Below are 19871 nucleotides of genomic sequence, written 5' to 3' on the forward strand. Positions count from 1 at the left end.
GACTATTATCTCTTACCCATCACAACAGAAGGAAAAACTATGCGTAATCCAGTTCTCTGGGCAACAGTATTGTCCGCCACACTGATAAGCACTCAGTTATCCGCTGCTGATTTACCCGGTAAAGGGGTTTCGGTTCAACCGGTACAAAGTACTATTTCTGAAGAAACTTTTCAGACACTCATTGTCAATAAAGCACTCGAAAAACTCGGCTACACAGTGCAACCCATTAAAGAAGTTGACTACAACGTAGCTTATTCTTCTATTGCTAATGGTGATGCCACTTTTATGGCGGTTAGTTGGGTACCTTTGCATAACTCACAATATGAAGCCGCAGGTGGCGATAACACATTTTATCGTAAAGGTGATTATGTGGTTAATGCAGCCCAAGGTTACTTAATCGATAAAAAAACGGCTGAAAAATATAACATCACTAATATAGAGCAATTTAAAGATCCGAAAATTGCCAAATTATTTGATGCCAATGGTGATGGAAAAGCAGATTTAACCGGTTGTAACCCTGGCTGGGGTTGTGAAGAAGCTATTAATAATCACTTAAAAGCCTATGATTTAGAGAAATCAGTCACCCATAATCAGGGTAACTATGCGGCAATGATGGCAGATACCATTACTCGTTACAAAGAAGGTAAATCTATCTTCTATTATACTTGGACACCGTACTGGATAAGTGATGTATTAAAGCCGGGTAAAGATGTCGTTTGGCTACAAGTTCCCTTCTCTTCATTACCGGGAGATGACAAAACCGATACAACCTTACCCAATGGTAAAAACTACGGTTTCCCACCGAGTACAATGCATATCGCGACAAATAAAAAATGGGCCGAAGCCAACCCTGCTGCTGCTAAATTATTTGAAATAATGAAAGTTTCAGTGGCTGATATCAACGCCCAAAACTTACGTATGCATAATGGTCAAAAATCACAAGCAGATATTGAACGTCATGCTAACGCGTGGATCAAAGCACATCAAAAAACCTTTGATGGCTGGGTAGAAGAAGCGCGTAAAGCGGCTAATTAATAGTGATAATCCTTAAATAACGTCAAAGCAGAGCATTATTAATATGCTCTGCTTTTTTTATCTTATGGCTGTTGTCCTGTTGTCTAACTAAAAACTTTTAACCACGGTAAAACGATAATCTCGCCCAGTACCAGATACCGACTCACCTAAATAAGGGTAATAATCACGGTTAAATAAATTGGCGACAGTAAAACGTATCTCGGTATTATCGATAAAAGCAGGTTTCCAATTAGCGAATAGTCCATGAATGGCATAGCCTTTACTTTTTGGTAATGACCAATAAGTAGCAGCCGGATCAGCATCCATCGGTGAACGACGTTGAGCGCCAATAAAGTCCCCTGTCCACCCTGCAACCATATTTATTTGTGGGATTTTCATTCCAAGGGTGGCATGTAATGCATCCGGTTGAATTTCTGCAATCCATGTTTTTTGTCCAAACCACGGATCACGAGGAGATTGATCGCGTTTACCTTTCATTGTCGAATACGCTAAGCGACCAAAGAGATTAGCACTGTCATAAAATGCCTCTATTTCCATACCTTGAATATGGTAGCCAGGTAAATTGCGATAATTTCCAAGGGAAGGAGGACAACTTCCATTGTTTCCGATTACTTTTCCGCTTTCACAATAGACACCGCGACGACGGAATATCTCATCTTTCCCACGAGTATCAAAAAATGTGCTTCGAAGTTGCAGCTGATCTTCTTGTTGGAAAACATTTTCAAAATCAACAATGGCGCCAATCCGTGTTGCGGTAACGGTCTCTTTATCTAAATGGCGACTCGTGCCTGTCAAACTAGAGATACTGGCTTGCACTTCATATTGTTCATCAATTAACGGCGCACGCCATGTATGAGTTATATCACCAAAAAATCTAATATTGGGGCTCGCTTTCCATAAAATACCCAAATGAGGTGTAATGCCACGATAAGTTACATCACTATAATCATGACCGTAATAGGGATTAGGATCTTGATAAACCTTCGCTCGACTCCCTACTCCTTGATTTTTCACTATATCATAACGCACACCAGGCGTGAGGGTTAGTGTTCGATAACTAATTGAATCTTGAAGATAAAAACTCGTGGTTGTTTGCGTCCCTTCTGGCATATAAGGTGGTGCATAATAGCCATAATTATAATTTGGATTTTTCGCTTTATCCCGCGTAAACATTAACACATTACGATCATTACGGTGCCAACGCGCTCCTACTAAAATCACATGTTCGGTAGCTCCTTGCATCACGGTACTTTCATTTTTCACTTCAATTTGATGATTTTTATAGTTAACCCAACTTTGGTTACCCATACTACTACTTAGATAAGAACTCGCATTATCAGGGCGTTTATCATTCTGTTTGGTATTTGAATAACCATAAGTCAATGTGAAATTAATCAGGTCAGAATCAATTGGCTGAATATTCCATTTCACACTCACAGTGTCATCTTTTTGGTCACGATAAACTAACTTACGTTTCATCGCTCCATCAAAACCATATTTATCAACATCATATTGGCTCGGTTTTGCCAGTTCATCTCGCTTCGCAGCCCAAGGCGTCCAGCCATCACTGACAGATCTTGATGCTGATAAAGTTAATGTTTGTGCGTCTGTTAAATAGACATTGGTTTTAATTAAAAACGAATCTTGATCTGATTGTGAATAACCAAATTTAGTGCCATCAGGACGACGTAAATCATCACTTTTACGACGATTAAAATAAAATAGACCGTCAGCCGTTCCATCCATTAACTTGCCATATATCGCACCACTATAACGATTTTGCCTATCATTAGTATGATGTCCATATTTTAAAAACATACCAATATGCTGATCAGGTAACAGTAAGTCATCCGGATCTTTCGTTTCAATCCGTACGGAGCCACCCAATCCTCCATTTCCTTGGGTGATATTATGTGGCCCTTTATCGACATCAAGGCGTTTAATTAATTCAGGATCGATAAATATGGAACCTTGACGATATTTTTCAAACGTCTTCGGTGTACCATCAAGAGTGATTTTCACATCTTCCGGATTGCCCATTCCCCAAATATTTAAAGTTTGCCCACCAGGTCTTGGCGAGCCAGATGAAGAAATCCCTGGTAATTTATCTACCAATTCAGCGATATTATTTGGCTGAATTCTATTGATATCTTTTAATGTCAAAGCCGTGCTTCCTGCTTCAACACTCGAATTTAATTTTCCGGAAACATAAATAGGATCAAGCACCACAGTTTCAGATTGTTGAGTTTGTGATGCTTTTTCTGTGCTTTGTGAAGCAACGCTATTAAACGAAGCAAGTGTAGTGAGTAATAAAAAAATCGCATGAGATGAAAATGAAACGGCCCCCATTCCCTGAAAATGAGGCTCATGCTTAATTAACAAAAAGTTCATAATAGTATCTTTTATATGGTTATTAATACGCAAATAAATAGCTAAAAATACATTTAACAACACAATCATGTTAATGATAATTATTATCATTACATAGCTTTTTTTGATCTAAACCATAAAAAAGTTAACTAAACTAAAAATGAGCTATATTTAAAACAGAATGACTAAATAATTTAATATTAATGATATAATTAACTAATAACATTGGTTACTATATGGATTAATACTTGTCTAATCAGAACAGTGAGGGAATGGGGCTATTTATCTATTTAGCATAATAAATGATGCAAATATGCGGTTATCTGCTGAGAATAAATCACATTTTACTTTTAATATTAATCTATTATAAAAATAGATTAAAAACTTTCATGCCCGATTGATTGAACATTGCTATCACAGTAATTCTTTCCGCAAAAAAATGACTCATGTTACTATCATTTACCTTACAAATAATTTGTGATCAGTATTATGGAAAACACAGCACCACAAACCTCTCTTAGTAAAGGCCTTATTTTACTTATGGCCGTTGCCACTGGCATGGTTGTCGCAAGTAACTATTATGCACAACCGCTACTTGATTCAATTGCAAATTATTTTCATATCTCTGCCACTTTAGCTGGCTTTATTGTCACTACAGCACAATTAAGTTATGCCTTAGGTTTAATGCTATTGGTTCCCCTTGGCGATATTTTTGAACGTCGTTCACTGATTGTTATCATGACGCTGATTTCAGCGAGCGGCTTATTAATTACGGCAATGGCACCTAATATTTGGCTTATGTTAATTGGTACTGCCCTATCAGGTATGTTCTCGGTCGTCGCCCAAATTCTGGTTCCTTTTGCCGCTACACTTGCTGCACCTCATCAACGAGGAAAAGCGGTAGGTACTATTATGAGTGGGCTTTTACTTGGTATTTTACTGGCAAGAACAGCGTCAGGGCTGATGGCTTCCTTTACTAATTGGCAGGGCATTTTCTGGCTAGCAAGTGTTTTTCTAGCTATTTTAGCTATTACACTATGGCGCTGTTTACCTACCTATAAAAGTCAAACAAATTTAAATTATTTTCAACTGCTCGGTTCTATTTTTAAATTGTTTGCCACGACCCCAGTATTACGTACCCGCTCACTGATTGGTGCACTTATCTTTGCCCACTTTGGTTTACTGTGGACATCAATGGCTTTTTTACTCGCTTCTGATCCCTTTAATTATTCCGATGCAGTTATTGGCCTGTTTGGACTTGTCGGTGCTGCGGGAGCACTAATGGCGGGTAAAGCGGGTGTATGGGTTGATAAAGGCAAAGGTAAAAAAACGACTACTTCAGGTTTAATTCTTCTCTTCATTTGTTGGGGACTTATTGTTATCGCCCCTTATTATCAATGGATTGGACTGATTAGTTTTATTATTGGTGTGGTTTTATTAGATTTAGCCGTTCAAGGTGTTCATGTCACTAACCAAAGCACTATCTACCGTATTTTACCTGATGCCCGAAATCGGCTTACTGCCGCTTATATGACTAGCTATTTTATCGGGGGCGCCCTAGGCTCTTTATTATCGGGTTACGCTTATCACCAATATGGCTGGATTGGTGTTTCCAGCGCCGGTGCAATCATTGGCTTATTAGGTTTACTGGTTTGGTTATTTGGTTATAAAAATGATCCAGTGATCCAATCTGAATAATAAAACTTATCTCAAAAGGGGTATTTTATGTCAGCAATACCCCTCTAAACAGAACAAAACGTAAATGTTTTAACAGCGTGATTACTATTTATGTATATCATCATCTCATTCTTTATTAAGAAATACATATCAATTATATCAATATAGCATAAACGGCATAGTTTCTAAGTGGTATTATTAACAATAGAATCATTATAGTGTAAAATAAATTTATTACGTGTTTTATCGTAGAAATCGATCCATTTTTTCCTAAATAGACTATTATTCATAAGTAAATAAGGGATAAATTGATTTTTATAACTTATTGTAAATAGATAAGCACCTAGTGATTTTTTTATGTTATCATTCAAAAAATTTATGAATCAGGTAGCATAATCAAAAAAACATAGTGACTATAAATAATAAAAATTGCTAAATTGTGTGTTTAATATACCATTTAACATGTTGATAACAACGTTATCCTAATTATCGAAACTAACAAGGTGTCTAAAAATGGAAAGCTCATTTACGCCAACAGAAGAACTACTAAACACTCGCGCTACACAACAGAAATCGCTTAACAAAGATATTCCTTACCAAGAAATTTTGTTAACTCGCCTGTCTATGCACGTCCAGAGCAAACTTCTTGAAAGTCGTAATAATATGTTAAAGTCTCAGGGCATTAACGAGACATTATTTATGGCACTTATGATTTTAGATACAACGGAAAATCGTAGTATTCAACCATCAGAATTGAGTGCGGCGTTAGGCTCATCAAGAACAAATGCCACTCGTATTGCAGATGAATTAGAAAAACAAGGATGGATTGAGCGTCGTGAAAGTCATAATGACCGTCGCTGTCTACATCTTCATTTAACTGATGCTGGAGAAGAGTTTTTAAATAGCTTATTACCACCACAGCACGAATGTTTAAAGAAAATTTGGTCGGTATTAGATGAAGGTGAACAAAAACAGCTAGAAACCCTAATGCGTAAATTATTATTACAACTTGATACATTAGCGGATAATCAGCAGGAATAACCATCACTATCAATAAACTTATTGATCTAATCTGTATTAGCTCAGATTTGACCTGACTAGCTATGGCACAGAGCTAACATAAATCTGACAGGTCGCTCTGTGCCAAAAGCCAATATTCCCCAGCCTTGCACTCAATCATGTCTGATATTTAATCTATCATACTACCGACAAGATCTATGTAACATTGGCTACTTAGGCTATTTATACCCAATATTTTGATATTTCAGATGAACTGGTTACAACAGCATGTTGAGACAAGATTTTCTCGAGTAAAAAAACATGTGTGTCATGATCAGGATCGGCACAACAATCACTTGCAATCACTAGACGATAATCTAGGTCAAATGCCTGACTAACTGTAGATAAAATCACGCCACTGGTCGTGACTCCTGCAAGGATCAAGGTTTCAATACCTTGTGTACGAAGAACCATCTCAAGCTCAGTAAATGAAAAAGCCCCCACTCTACGTTTAATAATAACGATTTCATTTTCCTGCGGAAAAATATCATCATGAATAGCGGAACTTTCACTATTGGTGATTAATATTCCATTGTCTTTAATCGATGAGAAAATTATGTTGTTTTGACTAACCTCAGGATACCCCTCACGAAACTCAACACTAACATAGATAATCGGTATGCCTGCTGCACGCGTAGCGGAAATTAATGATGATGTATTACGAATAACATCTTCAGCACGATCTTGTGGAAGGAAATTATTAAGAATGGTCGTCTGAAAATCCATTACCAGCAGAGCACTATTTTTATCGATATTATTATTGTTATTGTTGAATTGTGTTGTCATAAAATCTCCGAAATATACAGGTGAAGAAGAACGAAGTTCATCAGCGTATAACTGAATTACGATGTAATTTAAAATTCCAAGCGGCTCCCAACAATAAGACAACACTAGTTGCCAGAAAAACTGCGCGCATACCTATATGACCACCAATAACGCCACCTATTAACGGGCCGATGAACTGACCTGCAAACTGGGCTGCGACCGAATAGCCAAGGATACTGCCTATCATTCCTTCTGGAACGTGATGACGTATTACTGCCGCAATACAAGGCAACAATCCCCCCAATGCTAATCCCATAAGAAAACGTAAAATAATAAGTTGCCAACCAGAGGTAACAAAGGCCTGAGGGATCAGCAATAAACCGGCTATAGCTAGTGCCAGCGTGATAATACGCAAATGCCCTATCCTATCTGCTAATTTCCCAAGCCAAGAGGCTGAAATAATACTACCTAAGGCAGCAGCGGCCATGACATAACCTGCAACCCTAGTTATCTGAGCAGGATCATTAACGAGTGTACGCACATAAACTGTAATAATAGGTTCTATCGACATATTGGCCAGCATCAGCAACAACCCCGTACAAAGCATGCTAACTATCACAAATCGTGCTGGTAACTGCGACCAACTCACTTGCATTTTTGTCGTAGTATTTATGTATTTCGGCGTATCTTCACGGATAAGCGTAAGGGTCATGATAAAGGACAAAAAGATCAGTGCACCGGCACAGAAAAACGTGTTTCGAATACCGAACAAGTCAGGTAACCAACCTCCAGCTAGAGGGCCAATAAGATTACCCGCCATTACACCACATGAAACAATGCCCAACGCCCAAGCAACACGCTCTCTTGGAGCTTGTACTGCAATAAGAATAGTTGCTCCAGATGAATATCCCCCCGCCAAACCAACTAATAGCCTTAGACCGACAAGTTGCCAAATATTTGTTACCATTCCCATAAGTGAGACGGTCACCGCCATACCAAGACTGGCTCTTACGAGCATCGATTTACGTCCATATTTGTCACCGAGCTTTCCCCATACTGGAGCAATTAAGCCAGCAGTGATAAACGTTGCACTGAATGCCACGCCAGACCATTGGACAATGGCGGCGTGACCTTGAACACCAAGCTCTTCAACATATAGGGGGAGGAACGGTAACATCAAGGTCATTGCAAAAACAGTTGAAAAAGAACCAATAAAGCAAACGAGCAGATTTCGACGCCAAAAGCTGTTATATAATTGAGTCATAGAAATATTCTTTTCTGGTATACCAATTTGGCATACCATATAGATAATTTATTTTACTGTCAATTTTTAGGAGAGTATTGCCGTTATGAGCCAAGTGTTAGAGGTTGAAAAACAATTAAGAAAACTGATACTCAACATGGAACTAGGCCCAGGAGAACGGTTAACTGAACGCTGGGCTGAAGCGAAATTTAACGCATCGAGAACTCCCGTTCGAGCCGCATTACAAAAGTTGGAATCAGAGGGACTTATATGTCGTGATGGTATACGTTGGTTAGTGGCACCAATCGATGCCGATGAAATCGAACAATTATGTATTTACCGAGAAATACTGGAGGTAGCAGCATTAAAACTTTCAGTCAGCCAGATCACCGAAGAACAGTTGAACAATTTGGAACGCCTGCTTAAAGAAACCACGGTAGATTCACCAGAAGAGAGCATGGAAAATGCTGGAACACGATTCCATAGAGAGTTGGCACGCCTTTGTAATAACGCATTTATTATTGAAGGGATAAATGATGCCCTACGTAGGCTTTCGCGAGCACGATGGCTTGATAGAGCGCCGTCTAATCCAGCGTGGGATGAGCATCGTGAAATATTTTTAGCACTTCGTTCGAGAGATACGGACAAAGCCGTAGAACTACTCGCCACTCATTTGTGCGAAAGTAGACTCCGTTTACTAGATACCATTACATCTAGTAAACGTAGCCTAAGAGCAAGAGGCATTGCGATATCCTGACCAAATACCGCCAACCTCATTTACAACATGAATTGATAAACAAATATATTCATTCACATTTATAATTGGCCTTTCGTGCTAATTATTATTCTAATATAAGCCCAATATATATGTTTCCGGATTTTATTCTGGAAACATATATAATGCTTTTTTCTGGTTTATGGAGATCTTCTAAATGAGTGTAAATGAGGAAAAAAATCCACCTCAGGCTCCCATTCGCAATAAAAAACGAACTCGCCGAAATGTTTTATTGCTACTGACTTTTATCTTTATTCTCGCGGGGCTCGCTTATACCGCTTACTGGTTTATGGTTCTTAGACATCATGAAACCACAGATAATGCCTACGTAACAGGCAATCAAATTATGGTTATGCCACAAATTTCAGGCTCGGTAACGACTGTCTATGTGGACAATACAGACTACGTAAAAGCAGGTGAACCGCTAGTCCAATTAGATGATAGTGATGAAATACTTGCATTAAATAAAGCAAAAACCGCTTTAGCAAATAGTGTCCGTCAAATGCATCAGCAAATCATCAATGGTCGTCAATTAAAAGCGAATATTGTTTTACGTGAAACTGAATTGGCAAAATTGCAAAATGATCTGCGTCGTAGAGAAGTATTAGGCGAGCGAAATGTCATTGGAAAAGAAGAACTCCAACATGCAAGAGAAGCTGTTGCCACGGCAAAAGCGGCATTAGATGTAGCAAAAGAGCAATATAATGCTAATCAAGCCATTATCTTAACCACGCCTATTGCACAACAACCTTCTGTATTACAAGCTGCAACAGAAGTGCGTAATGCATGGCTAGCTTTACAACGAACAAAAATACTAAGTCCTGCTGAAGGTTATGTCTCACGTCGTAGCGTTCAAGTTGGTGCACAAGTTGCACCGGGTAAACCGTTAATGGCCGTCGTACCTGTCACAGGTATGTGGATAGACGCTAACTTTAAAGAGACGCAACTGGCCAATATGCGTATCGGACAGCCCGCGAAAATAACCACTGATTTTTATGGTAAAAAAGTTATTTACCATGGTCGTGTACAGGGATTAGATATGGGAACAGGCAGTGCATTCTCACTATTACCGGCACAAAATGCCAGTGGTAACTGGATAAAAGTAGTTCAGCGCTTGCCGGTACGTATTTCCCTTGATGAAAAAGAAGTTGCAGAAAAACCGCTACGTATCGGTTTATCCACTGAAGTGACTGTGGATACCGTTAATCTTGATGGAAAAGTATTATCACAGAGCGAACGTCAAGCACCGGCTTATCATACTGATGCACTCACTATTGATATGTCAGAAATCAATTCATTGATTAATGAAATCATTGAACAAAATGCAGGATGATAAAGCGAGGTGTAAAGGTGATTAAAGAACCCTTACAAGGAGGAAAACTTGCTATAATGACCATCGCACTTGCGCTGGCCACTTTTATGCAAGTTCTCGATTCAACAATCGCTAACGTAGCCATCCCGACAATAGCGGGTAACTTAGGTGCATCAAATTCTCAAGGCACTTGGGTTATTACCTCATTTGGTGTTGCAAATGCTATCTCAATTCCTATTACTGGCTGGCTGGCAAAACGTATTGGTGAAGTACGCCTCTTTATGTGGTCAACAGCACTATTTGCCTTAACATCATGGCTGTGTGGTATTTCTCAAAGTTTAGAAATGCTGATCTTTTTCCGTGTACTTCAAGGTTTAGTCGCAGGCCCCTTAATTCCGTTATCACAAAGTTTGCTATTGAATAACTATCCACCAGCAAAACGCAATATGGCGTTAGCGTTATGGTCGGTTACCATTGTCGTTGCACCTATTTTAGGCCCTATTTTAGGTGGCTATATCAGTGATAATTACCATTGGGGATGGATCTTCTTTATTAACGTACCTTTTGGTGTGTTAATTATTATGTGCATCTCAAATACATTAGCGGATCGCGAAACCAAAACGGAAATTAAACCAATAGATACCATTGGTCTCGTACTATTGGTTGTCGGTGTTGGTGCACTACAGATCATGCTTGATCAAGGTAAAGAGCTGGATTGGTTTAATTCAACTGAAATTATTGTACTTACTATTATTGCTGTAGTGGCGTTAAGTTTCTTAATTGTGTGGGAGTTAACTGACGAACACCCTGTTATTGATCTTTCTCTGTTTAAAAGTCGCAATTTCACTATTGGCTGTTTAACCCTTAGTCTCGCTTATATGATCTATTTCGGTACTATTGTGTTGCTCCCTCTCCTGTTGCAAGAAGTCTTTGGTTATACCGCAACATGGGCGGGTTTAGCTGCAGCCTCTGTTGGTTTATTACCGCTGATCATTACACCAATCATCGGAAAATTTGGTGGAAAAGTCGACTTACGCTATATCATTAGCTTTAGCTTTATTATGTTTGCGGTATGTTTTTATTGGCGAGCTTATACTTTTGAACCCGGAATGGATTTTGCCACAGTTGCTTGGCCACAATTCTGGCAAGGTTTAGGTGTAGCATGTTTCTTTATGCCATTAACCACGATGACCTTATCGGGATTACCTCCGGAGAAAATGGCCTCGGCATCTAGTTTATCTAATTTTTTAAGAACCTTAGCGGGTGCAATTGGCGCATCATTAACGACAACTATTTGGACACAAAGGGAGTCATTACATCATGAAACCTTTGTTGAAAAAATTAATCCACTCGATCCCGATGCACAATTGGCTTTTCAACAGATGAGAGAATTGGGGCTTTCTGATGAACAAACCTCGGCTTATTTAGCTAAAACAATCACTGAACAAGGTCTGATTATTTCAGCGAATGAAATTTTCTGGCTAGCGGCAGGAATATTCATTTTAATGCTGGTGGTTGTTTGGTTTGCTAAACCGCCATTCTCACCGGGTAAATAACCATTAATGAATTGATTAGTTAATTAAAGAAAAATCCCGCTGAACATGGTGAACTGACTGCAGTTCATTATTCAGCGGGATTTTTAAATCATCTAACAATTAAATAATTAGCCGTGATGTTGACGCCACCATTCAGCCAATAACACGCCAGAAGCCACAGAGACATTTAAGCTTTCAATATGGCCTGTACCACCAATGTAAATGCTCATATCCCCTTGTTTTAACGTGCTATCACTTAAGCCATCCTTCTCTTGACCTAAGATTAATACCATTTTTTCAGGTAATTGAGCTTTTGCTAGCGGCACACTTCCTTTGTGACTTGAGGTTGTCACTAAGGTATAGCCAGCCTGTTTAAACTGCTCTAATGTCTGAGCAAAATTATCAGCATCAATTCCTTGAATATACTCGGCACCACCTTCTGCGGTACGTACTGCTGCACCAGATTCTAGCACTGATGAGTCGGGAGAAATGACGCCTTTCACACCAAAATGAGCACAGCTACGCATAATAGCACCGACATTATGTGGATTACCCACATCTTCAAGCGCTAAGACACAATCTTTTGTTGGTGCATCTTTTAAATAGGTTTGTGCATCATGACCAACACGTTTTTTGATTAAGAAACAAACGCCACCATGATGATCCGTACGCGCCGCTTTAACCATCTCTTCTTCTTCAACAACATGGTAAGCTTTACGATTTGCCGCCATCCATTTTAACGCTTCACGAAAACGAGGTGTTACTTCTTGTAAGAACCAAGCTCGAACAATGGCTTCTGGACGGTTTTTAAACATAGCCTGACAAGCATTTTCACCATAGATACGCGTCTCTTCTAAACGCTGACGGCGAAGCTGTTCGGGATCTATTTGGCTTTTACCAGTAATTCCATCATGCTCTTTTAATGGCTCATCTCCCGGACGAGAAATCGTTTTCCATGGAGAATAATTACCACCTTCACTATCGTTATCACGTAAGGAGCTTGATCCACTGCGTGATGGATTACGTCCTGAAGACTTACCTGCACCACGTTCATCACGACGAGAAAATTTGTTATCACCGCGTTTATCATCACGACGATGACTACGGTCAGTATCACCACGAGCATTATTAGGGCGGCGGGATGGTTTTTTAGGTTTATTATCGGCACTGTCCTCACTGCGGACATACATCACTTTTACTTTGCCGTTTTTACCTTCATAAGAATCGTTCATTAGTCTCTCCAACTGCAATAGGGGCGCAGATTACATGATAGTTTAGCAACTGTCACCGAGAGAATCACGCAGAGTAAGAGATAAACCTATATCAAAAAACACTCTCTTTAAAAATAAAATTAGATTTAGCTTTTTATTAATAAAAAATAGCTTTTATATCAATAACTAATGGAGCTATTCATCATTAGATTTAACAATACAAAAAAGTGTATCCATAATCAATTTTTTCCTAACATCATGATTAAATGTGGTTTGCTCACCACAACTTAGGTTTAGAAAGTCTTTTCCTGTTTTTTGTAATACTGTTTCTATTGTGGATATTAAATCATCTTCTTTTTCATGATTAAATTTATTCCATTCATTATGTAAACTATCAATATAATTAAGCGCCAAAAGACCACATCCATTAGGTACATTTTCTTGTAGATTATATTCTATATTGATAGTATTAAATCCTTTTTTTTCTAGTTCAATTAATAAGTTATGACGTTCATCTTTTTTGCTTGAGGGCAATGAATCACATAAAAAACAGCTATCTTTATAAGTCAATAACGCAACCCAATGGTTATTATTGACTAAAACCACATAATTTTTTAACTCCGCGGATCCTTTGCTATTTTCTATTTTTTTAAGTATTGATTCATAGGAACCAATATCACACTGATAGGGTTGAAATGACGCCCAAGACTCTAATTCAGATGAAGATATATATCGATTATTATTACTTACGCTTTCATTACTATTGGCCAATACGCTATCATTACATTTTATATTTAAATAATTATCAACCGCTGAGATAAAAACATTCTCCCCTTTTCCCTTTTGTCTAGCAATCGCTTCCTCACAAGCCATTGCACTTAATAAAGGTCGTTCTTTAAAATACTCTTGATCCTCTTTTATTTTTATTTCATAGAGTAATTTGACTAACTCTTTAATATCTTCTCTTATCGAGTTATTTAATTTTGGATAAATCAAGTAGAGCTGATTAGTTGCATATAAGCTTATTTTTATATCATCATGAAACATGATGTTTACTAAATAATCTAAATCTATTGAGCTTCCATTCCTAACTGCATCAGCGAGTTTATTTATTTGATTTTTGGCAGTCTCAAGATTAACATCCACTCTACTATTATTAATGACCTGAGTATCAAAGATATTAAATAGGTTTTTTATTTCATTATCTGTAATACTATTTTCATTATTATAAAAAAGGATTTGTGTTACCTTCATAAGTCACCACAATTTATTAAATAATAATAATCCTACCACTATACGGTAAATAAACTTTCATAAAAAACAACTGATAGTAGACCTTTGGGGATCATGGTAATATTCATTCCTTTATTTATGATTGTGGTCTTTCTGTTATGCATGACAATGCGGTTTCTCGACTTCGTCAATATCGAGTTTCTATCTCTACACGCCCATATAAAGCCAGAGGCTTTCGTGTTAAACGATGCACTTTTTGTTTATTACCTGAAAAACAGTGTCTGTGTGACACCATCATTCATCAAACCGCGAAAAGTCGTTTTTGTTTAATGATGTACGATACAGAAGTGATGAAACCAAGTAATACAGGAAAATTAATTGCCGATGTTTTACCCGATACACTTGCCTTTTTATGGTCACGTACCGAGCCTGAAAAAGCCTCACTTGATGCAATTAATGATCCGCATCGACAAGCTTATGTCGTCTTCCCAGACAGCTATGCTTCTCCTTCGCGAAAAGTTTATCACCAGTTACCTGCAAACAGTAAGCCACCGCTATTTATCTTACTAGACGGCACTTGGACAGAGGCGAGAAAAATGTTTCGTAAAAGCCCCTACCTTGATGCATTACCACTGTTTTCAATTAATGAAGCCAGTAAATGTGACTACATGCTCCGCCAAGCAGCAAGAGAAGAGCAACATTGTACCGCTGAAGTTGCCGCTTCTATTTTAGCCAATGTCGGCGATGATTTAGCGTCACAACAGCTTTTTTCTCATTTTAGTTACTTTCGTCAACAATATTTAATTGGAAAACCAGACAGACGTCAGGCAAAAGAAGAGTAAATCAGCTACATTGAATACAGTTTATCATAAACTTAGGAGTTGATATGAGCCAGCGAGGCCTTGAAGCACTATTACGTCCTAAATCAATTGCGGTGATTGGCGCCTCTGACAAAGTAGGCAGAGCAGGAACCACAATGATGAAAAACTTACTCAGTGGTGGGTTTAATGGGCCAGTCTTTCCAGTCAATCCGACTCGCAATTCTGTTTCTGGTGTTTTTACTTATCCTTCTATTGATAAACTCCCCCAAGTACCAGACTTGGCAATTATCTGTACTCATCATCGCCGCAATCTTGAACTTCTTGAGCAATTAGGTCAATCAGGCTGTAAAGCCGTGATTGTTCTTTCAGCACAATCAGAACAATTTCAAGCTATTAAGACACTCTGCCAGCAATACCATATTCGCTTGTTAGGTCCAAATAGTTTAGGTTTATTAGCCCCTTGGCAAGGCTTAAATGCCAGCTTTTCACCCCTTCCTGTAAAAAAAGGCAAATTGGCATTTATCTCACAATCAGCAGCAGTAGCTAACACCATCCTAGATTGGGCGTATTACCGCAATATTGGCTTTTCCTATTTTATTGCATTAGGTGATAACCAAGATATCCAAGTTGATGATTTACTGGATTTTCTAGCAAGAGATAGTAAAACCAGTGCAATATTACTGCATTTAGAGCATATTCATGATGCAAGGCGCTTTATGTCTGCCTCACGTAGTGCATCACGCAATAAGCCAATACTAGTTATAAAAAGTGGTCGAACACAAAAAGCCCAATTACTCTTAGGCGATACGCCAAGTTATGATGTTGCTTATGATGCAGCCTTCCAACGCGCAGGACTGTTACGCGTACAAGATACTCATGAGATGTTTTCAGCGGTTGAAACCCTCAGTTATATGACGCCATTAAAAGGCGAGAAACTGATGATCATCAGCAATGGTTCCGCTCCTGCGGCAATGGCCGTAGATGAATTATTTTTACAGTCAGGCAAATTAGCACAATTATCTGCTGATACTCAGCAACAATTGCAAGCCATTGTGCAAGACACATCTGCTATTCGTAATCCGCTTAATTTAGGTGATGATACCACGGTAGAGCGCTATATTAGGGCAGTGAATTGTCTATTAGATAGCCATGATCATGATGCATTACTCTTAATTCATACACCAAGTGCTATTGCACCAAGTATTGAAACAGCACAAAAAGTTATTGAAGCAATTAATAAGCACCCCAGAAGAAAATGGCTCACTCTATTTACTAATTGGGGAGGCGAATATTCATCTCAACAATCACGTAAATTATTTAGTGAAGCGGGTATTCCCACTTATCGCACTCCTGAAGGCGCAATTACCGCTTTTATGCATATGGTGGAGTACCGCCGAAACCAAAAACAACTAAAGGAAACGCCGGCATTACCTTTAGAAATAAAAATGAACACCCAGCAAGCCCATCGCTGTATTGAAGACGCTCTCGACAAAAAACAGTATCGCCTTGATACACACCAAGTCCAGCCCATTATGGAAGCCTATGGCTTTAATACTTTACCTACTTGGATTGCTCATAATGCACAAGAAGCGGTCAGTATTGCAGAAAAAATAGGTTATCCGGTCGCGCTGAAATTACGCTCTCCTGATATACCTCATAAATCGGAAGTTCAGGGGGTTATGTTATATTTAAGAGACAGCAATGAAGTTGAATCGGCTGCACATGCCATTATCGAGCGGGTAAGCGAGCTTTACCCACAAGCGAAAATTCAAGGACTATTAGTACAAAGTATGGCAAACCGTGCAGGCTCCCAAGAGCTACGTGTTGCGATTGAACAAGACCCCATCTTTGGCCCACTAATTCTATTAGGAGAAGGAGGCGTTGAGTGGCAAATCGAAACAAAAGCTGCCGTTGCTTTGCCACCACTTAATATGGCGCTAGCTCGTTATCTGGTCATTAATGCAATAAAAAGTGGCAAGCTCCAACCTAGAAGTGCATTACAACCACTGAATATCCTAAGCTTAAGCCATTTTTTGGTGCAAGTTTCACACTTACTATTAGATTGTCCACAAATTGTCAGGCTCGACATACATCCGTTGTTAGTATCGGGTAATGATTTCACTTTGTTAGACGTGGCTATGGAGCTGTCACCTATCGAAGGCGATCCTCATCAAAAACTTTCTATTCGCCCGTATCCCAATGAATTAGAAGAAACTTTCTTTTTAAGAGATAGCAAACCTTGTTTTATTCGACCTATTTTGCCTGAAGATGAACCTCTACTAAAAACCTTTATTAATCAAGTGACCAAAGAAGATCTCTATTATCGCTATTTTAGTGAGATCAGCGAATTTACCCATGACGATCTCGCTAATATGACACAGATTGATTACGATCGTGAGATGGCTTTTGTCGCCATTCGCCACCTTCACGATGATCCAGAAATTATTGGTGTTGCTCGAGCTATGGCAGATCCTGATAATCAACAGGCTGAATTTGCTATCTTGGTACGCTCTGATTTAAAAGGTAATACACTGGGTCACCAATTAATGATGAAATTAATCAACTATACTAAGGCGCATGGCATCAAACGGTTAACTGCCATTACCATGCCTGAAAATCGTAATATGATAAGTCTAGCTAAAAAATTAGGGTTTTCTGTGGAAGTACAGTTTGATGAAGGAATAGTCAATCTCAACTTGCTTCTTGATCCTCTCAGTGATGTATAGTGATAAAATCGCGAATAGAAAATTTCTGAATGTGATTATTCACACATCCTAAGAGAAATTCACTCTATAAGATGATTTTATGCGTACATCCTATATAACTAATGTTATGATCAGAAGATCGGTTACAGAATTTTTTACATAGAAGATGACTCTTTTAGTCATCATAAACAAGAGAAATAAGCACTGTGATGTTGTCTAAACTAAAACTTGCTAAGCATCAACAACACCTTGCACAACTGCCTAAATTAGCTCAGTCAGTTGCTGATGTTGAAACGCTTTATCAGACATCCGCGTTTCGCAGCACCTTATTGAAATATATCGCGCAAGCTCAAAAAGAGATTTTTATTACCGCACTCTATCTAGAACATGATGAAGCGGGCGAGGAGATCCTTGAAGCACTTTATACCGCAAAACAACAACGTCCTGAACTTTCCATCACCGTTATTGTTGATTGGCATCGTGCTCAACGCGGTCGTATAGGTGTCTCTGCTGATGCAACAAATGCAGATTGGTATCATAAAGTTGCACAACAGCATCCTGATGTTGACGTCCCTATTTATGGTATTCCTGTTAATACACGTGAAGCATTAGGCGTATTACATCTAAAAGGGTTTATCTTTGATGATACGGTTATTTACAGTGGTGCAAGTATTAATAACGTCTATTTGCATAAACTTGATAAATACCGTTATGACAGATATCACATCATTCATAATGCTGAACTCGCAAACACAATGAAGCAATTCATTGTCGATAGCCTTTTGCAATCAGATGCTATTCAACGTCTTGATTCAGAAGAGAGAGTGCGTTGTGCAGAAATTAAAAATTGTATCCGTCAATTCCGCTTTAATTTACGCACACATGATGGTTACGATATAAAAGGAAATGCCTCAAATAATCAGTTAACAGTGACTCCATTAGTCGGCTTAGGCAAGAAAAATATCTTGAATAAGACTATTTCCCACCTCATGGCCGTGACTGAAGAAAAGTTGGTTATTTGTACACCTTATTTTAATTTACCTGCTATTTTGGTGCGCCAAATTAGTCATTTACTGAGAAATGGTAAACAGGTTGAGATTATTATTGGTGATAAAACGGCAAATGACTTTTATATTCCGCCAGAAGAGCCCTTTAAAATAATAGGTGCTTTGCCTTATTTGTATGAGATTAATCTTCGTAAATTCACCCAACGTTTTCAACGTTTTATTGATAATGACCAATTAACAGTAAGGCTTTGGAAAGACGGTGATAATACCTATCATTTAAAAGGCATGTGGGTTGATGATGAGTGGCAATTAATTACAGGTAATAATCTAAACCCTCGAGCTTGGGGATTAGATCTTGAAAATGCCATCTTAATTCACGATCCACATCATGAATTACATGAACAACGCCATAAAGAGTTAGCTTGTATCAGAGAAAAAACACTGATTGTTAAAAGCTATCAACAATTAGAGAGTATTAAATTTTACCCTCTAAAAGTGAAAAAATTAATTAAACGTTTACGGCGTATCCGTGTTGATAGACTAATTAGTCGTATACTCTAATTTAACTATACTGCTAAGCACTATTTATAAGCCTTACTTAAAATAAGTAAGGCTTTTTTGTCGCTATAATCCACTATACTTCAACTTATTAAGATTTAAGCTCAACTATCTAACGATCAAGATATAGTAATAAGGCGTGGATATTATATGAAACTAAAGCGTAATGGCTTCTATCTGATAGTTTTACTTTCACTCGTCACGTTAAATGGTTGTCAATCCTTTCATGTTGCCAATGATGATTGGCAAGGAAAAGATAAAGCACAGCATTTTTTATTTTCTATGGTAGCCTCCGCAGGAGCTAATGCTTACGCAGATCATCAGAACTATTCTTATCGAGAAGGATTAGTTATTGGCTTATCCTTTTCAATAAGTTTAGGCGTCGCTAAAGAGCTTTATGATAGTCGACCACAAGGTACGGGATGGAGCTGGCATGATTTTGCTTATGATGTGGCAGGAGCCGCTGCTGGCAGTTTACTCTATCAGCAATTGAAATAACTCTTTTCCTTAGTTAAAGGATAAAATTGAGAATAAAAAATATCAAATGCAAAAAAGCCAACCCAGT

15 protein-coding genes are annotated in these 19871 nt (G+C 38.4%); 10 read left to right on the plus strand and 5 right to left on the minus strand.

What is annotated here, in order from left to right; all coding sequences use genetic code 11:
• Window positions 1–39: 39 nt before the first annotated feature.
• Complete coding sequence (proX, locus tag HMPREF0693_RS13730; RefSeq protein ID WP_004246077.1) at window positions 40–1035, plus strand: glycine betaine/L-proline ABC transporter substrate-binding protein ProX; 996 nt, start codon at window positions 40–42, stop codon at window positions 1033–1035.
• An 87-nt stretch (window positions 1036–1122) separates the two neighbouring features.
• On the opposite strand, the gene HMPREF0693_RS13735 is transcribed toward proX, so the two are convergent.
• Window positions 1123–3516 (minus strand): TonB-dependent hemoglobin/transferrin/lactoferrin family receptor, encoded by a 2394-nt coding sequence (locus tag HMPREF0693_RS13735; RefSeq protein WP_004246078.1) that lies wholly within the window; start codon window positions 3514–3516, stop codon window positions 1123–1125.
• Between the two features lie 378 nt (window positions 3517–3894).
• On the opposite strand from HMPREF0693_RS13735, the gene HMPREF0693_RS13740 reads away from it, so the two are divergent.
• On the plus strand, window positions 3895–5103 hold the full coding sequence (locus HMPREF0693_RS13740; protein ID WP_004246079.1) for an MFS transporter: 1209 nt from the start codon (window positions 3895–3897) through the stop codon (window positions 5101–5103).
• Window positions 5104–5595: 492 nt separating this feature from the next.
• The gene (gene mprA / locus HMPREF0693_RS13745; protein WP_004246081.1) at window positions 5596–6123 is read left to right on the plus strand and encodes a transcriptional repressor MprA; all 528 of its coding nucleotides are present in this window, start codon (window positions 5596–5598) and stop codon (window positions 6121–6123) included.
• 201 nt (window positions 6124–6324) lie between these two features.
• Here the strand turns inward: mprA and HMPREF0693_RS13750 are convergent, their stop codons facing one another.
• Both HMPREF0693_RS13750 and HMPREF0693_RS13755 read right to left on the minus strand, forming a co-directional pair.
• Window positions 6325–6927 (minus strand): cysteine hydrolase family protein, encoded by a 603-nt coding sequence (locus tag HMPREF0693_RS13750; protein WP_004246084.1) that lies wholly within the window; start codon window positions 6925–6927, stop codon window positions 6325–6327.
• Window positions 6928–6967: 40 nt separating this feature from the next.
• Window positions 6968–8170, minus strand: coding sequence for an MFS transporter (locus tag HMPREF0693_RS13755; RefSeq protein ID WP_012367580.1), 1203 nt, complete (start codon window positions 8168–8170; stop codon window positions 6968–6970).
• 85 nt (window positions 8171–8255) lie between these two features.
• Here HMPREF0693_RS13755 and HMPREF0693_RS13760 point away from each other — a divergent pair, with 85 nt between their 5' ends.
• The 3 genes from HMPREF0693_RS13760 (at window position 8256) to emrB (ending at window position 11792) form a co-directional block, all read left to right on the plus strand.
• Window positions 8256–8906, plus strand: a complete 651-nt coding sequence (locus HMPREF0693_RS13760) for a GntR family transcriptional regulator (RefSeq protein ID WP_004246086.1) — start codon at window positions 8256–8258, stop codon at window positions 8904–8906.
• A gap of 175 nt (window positions 8907–9081) precedes the next feature.
• On the plus strand, window positions 9082–10257 hold the full coding sequence (emrA, locus tag HMPREF0693_RS13765) for a multidrug efflux MFS transporter periplasmic adaptor subunit EmrA (protein WP_004246087.1): 1176 nt from the start codon (window positions 9082–9084) through the stop codon (window positions 10255–10257).
• Window positions 10258–10274: 17 nt separating this feature from the next.
• Complete coding sequence (emrB, locus tag HMPREF0693_RS13770; protein ID WP_036932467.1) at window positions 10275–11792, plus strand: multidrug efflux MFS transporter permease subunit EmrB; 1518 nt, start codon at window positions 10275–10277, stop codon at window positions 11790–11792.
• Between the two features lie 107 nt (window positions 11793–11899).
• On the opposite strand, the gene HMPREF0693_RS13775 is transcribed toward emrB, so the two are convergent.
• Both HMPREF0693_RS13775 and HMPREF0693_RS13780 read right to left on the minus strand, forming a co-directional pair.
• Entirely contained in the window at window positions 11900–13003 is a 1104-nt protein-coding gene (locus tag HMPREF0693_RS13775) for a tRNA/rRNA methyltransferase (protein WP_004246089.1), read from the minus strand.
• 174 nt (window positions 13004–13177) lie between these two features.
• Entirely contained in the window at window positions 13178–14236 is a 1059-nt protein-coding gene (locus HMPREF0693_RS13780) for a C48 family peptidase (protein ID WP_004246092.1), read from the minus strand.
• Window positions 14237–14373: 137 nt separating this feature from the next.
• Between HMPREF0693_RS13780 and HMPREF0693_RS13785 the strand changes: the two genes are divergently transcribed.
• The 4 genes from HMPREF0693_RS13785 to HMPREF0693_RS13800 all read left to right on the plus strand — a co-directional run bounded on the left by HMPREF0693_RS13785 (window position 14374) and on the right by HMPREF0693_RS13800 (window position 19804).
• Complete coding sequence (locus HMPREF0693_RS13785; protein ID WP_036932468.1) at window positions 14374–15057, plus strand: tRNA-uridine aminocarboxypropyltransferase; 684 nt, start codon at window positions 14374–14376, stop codon at window positions 15055–15057.
• A 44-nt stretch (window positions 15058–15101) separates the two neighbouring features.
• On the plus strand, window positions 15102–17762 hold the full coding sequence (locus HMPREF0693_RS13790) for a bifunctional acetate--CoA ligase family protein/GNAT family N-acetyltransferase (RefSeq protein ID WP_004246095.1): 2661 nt from the start codon (window positions 15102–15104) through the stop codon (window positions 17760–17762).
• Window positions 17763–17950: 188 nt separating this feature from the next.
• Window positions 17951–19309 (plus strand): CDP-diacylglycerol--serine O-phosphatidyltransferase, encoded by a 1359-nt coding sequence (pssA, locus tag HMPREF0693_RS13795; RefSeq protein WP_004246096.1) that lies wholly within the window; start codon window positions 17951–17953, stop codon window positions 19307–19309.
• Window positions 19310–19456: 147 nt separating this feature from the next.
• A complete protein-coding gene (locus HMPREF0693_RS13800) occupies window positions 19457–19804 on the plus strand; it encodes a YfiM family lipoprotein (protein WP_004246098.1) in 348 nt (115 codons plus the stop codon).
• Window positions 19805–19871: the final 67 nt, after the last annotated feature.

It is taken from the genome of Proteus mirabilis ATCC 29906 (genome assembly GCF_000160755.1).
Lineage (GTDB): Bacteria > Pseudomonadota > Gammaproteobacteria > Enterobacterales > Enterobacteriaceae > Proteus > Proteus mirabilis.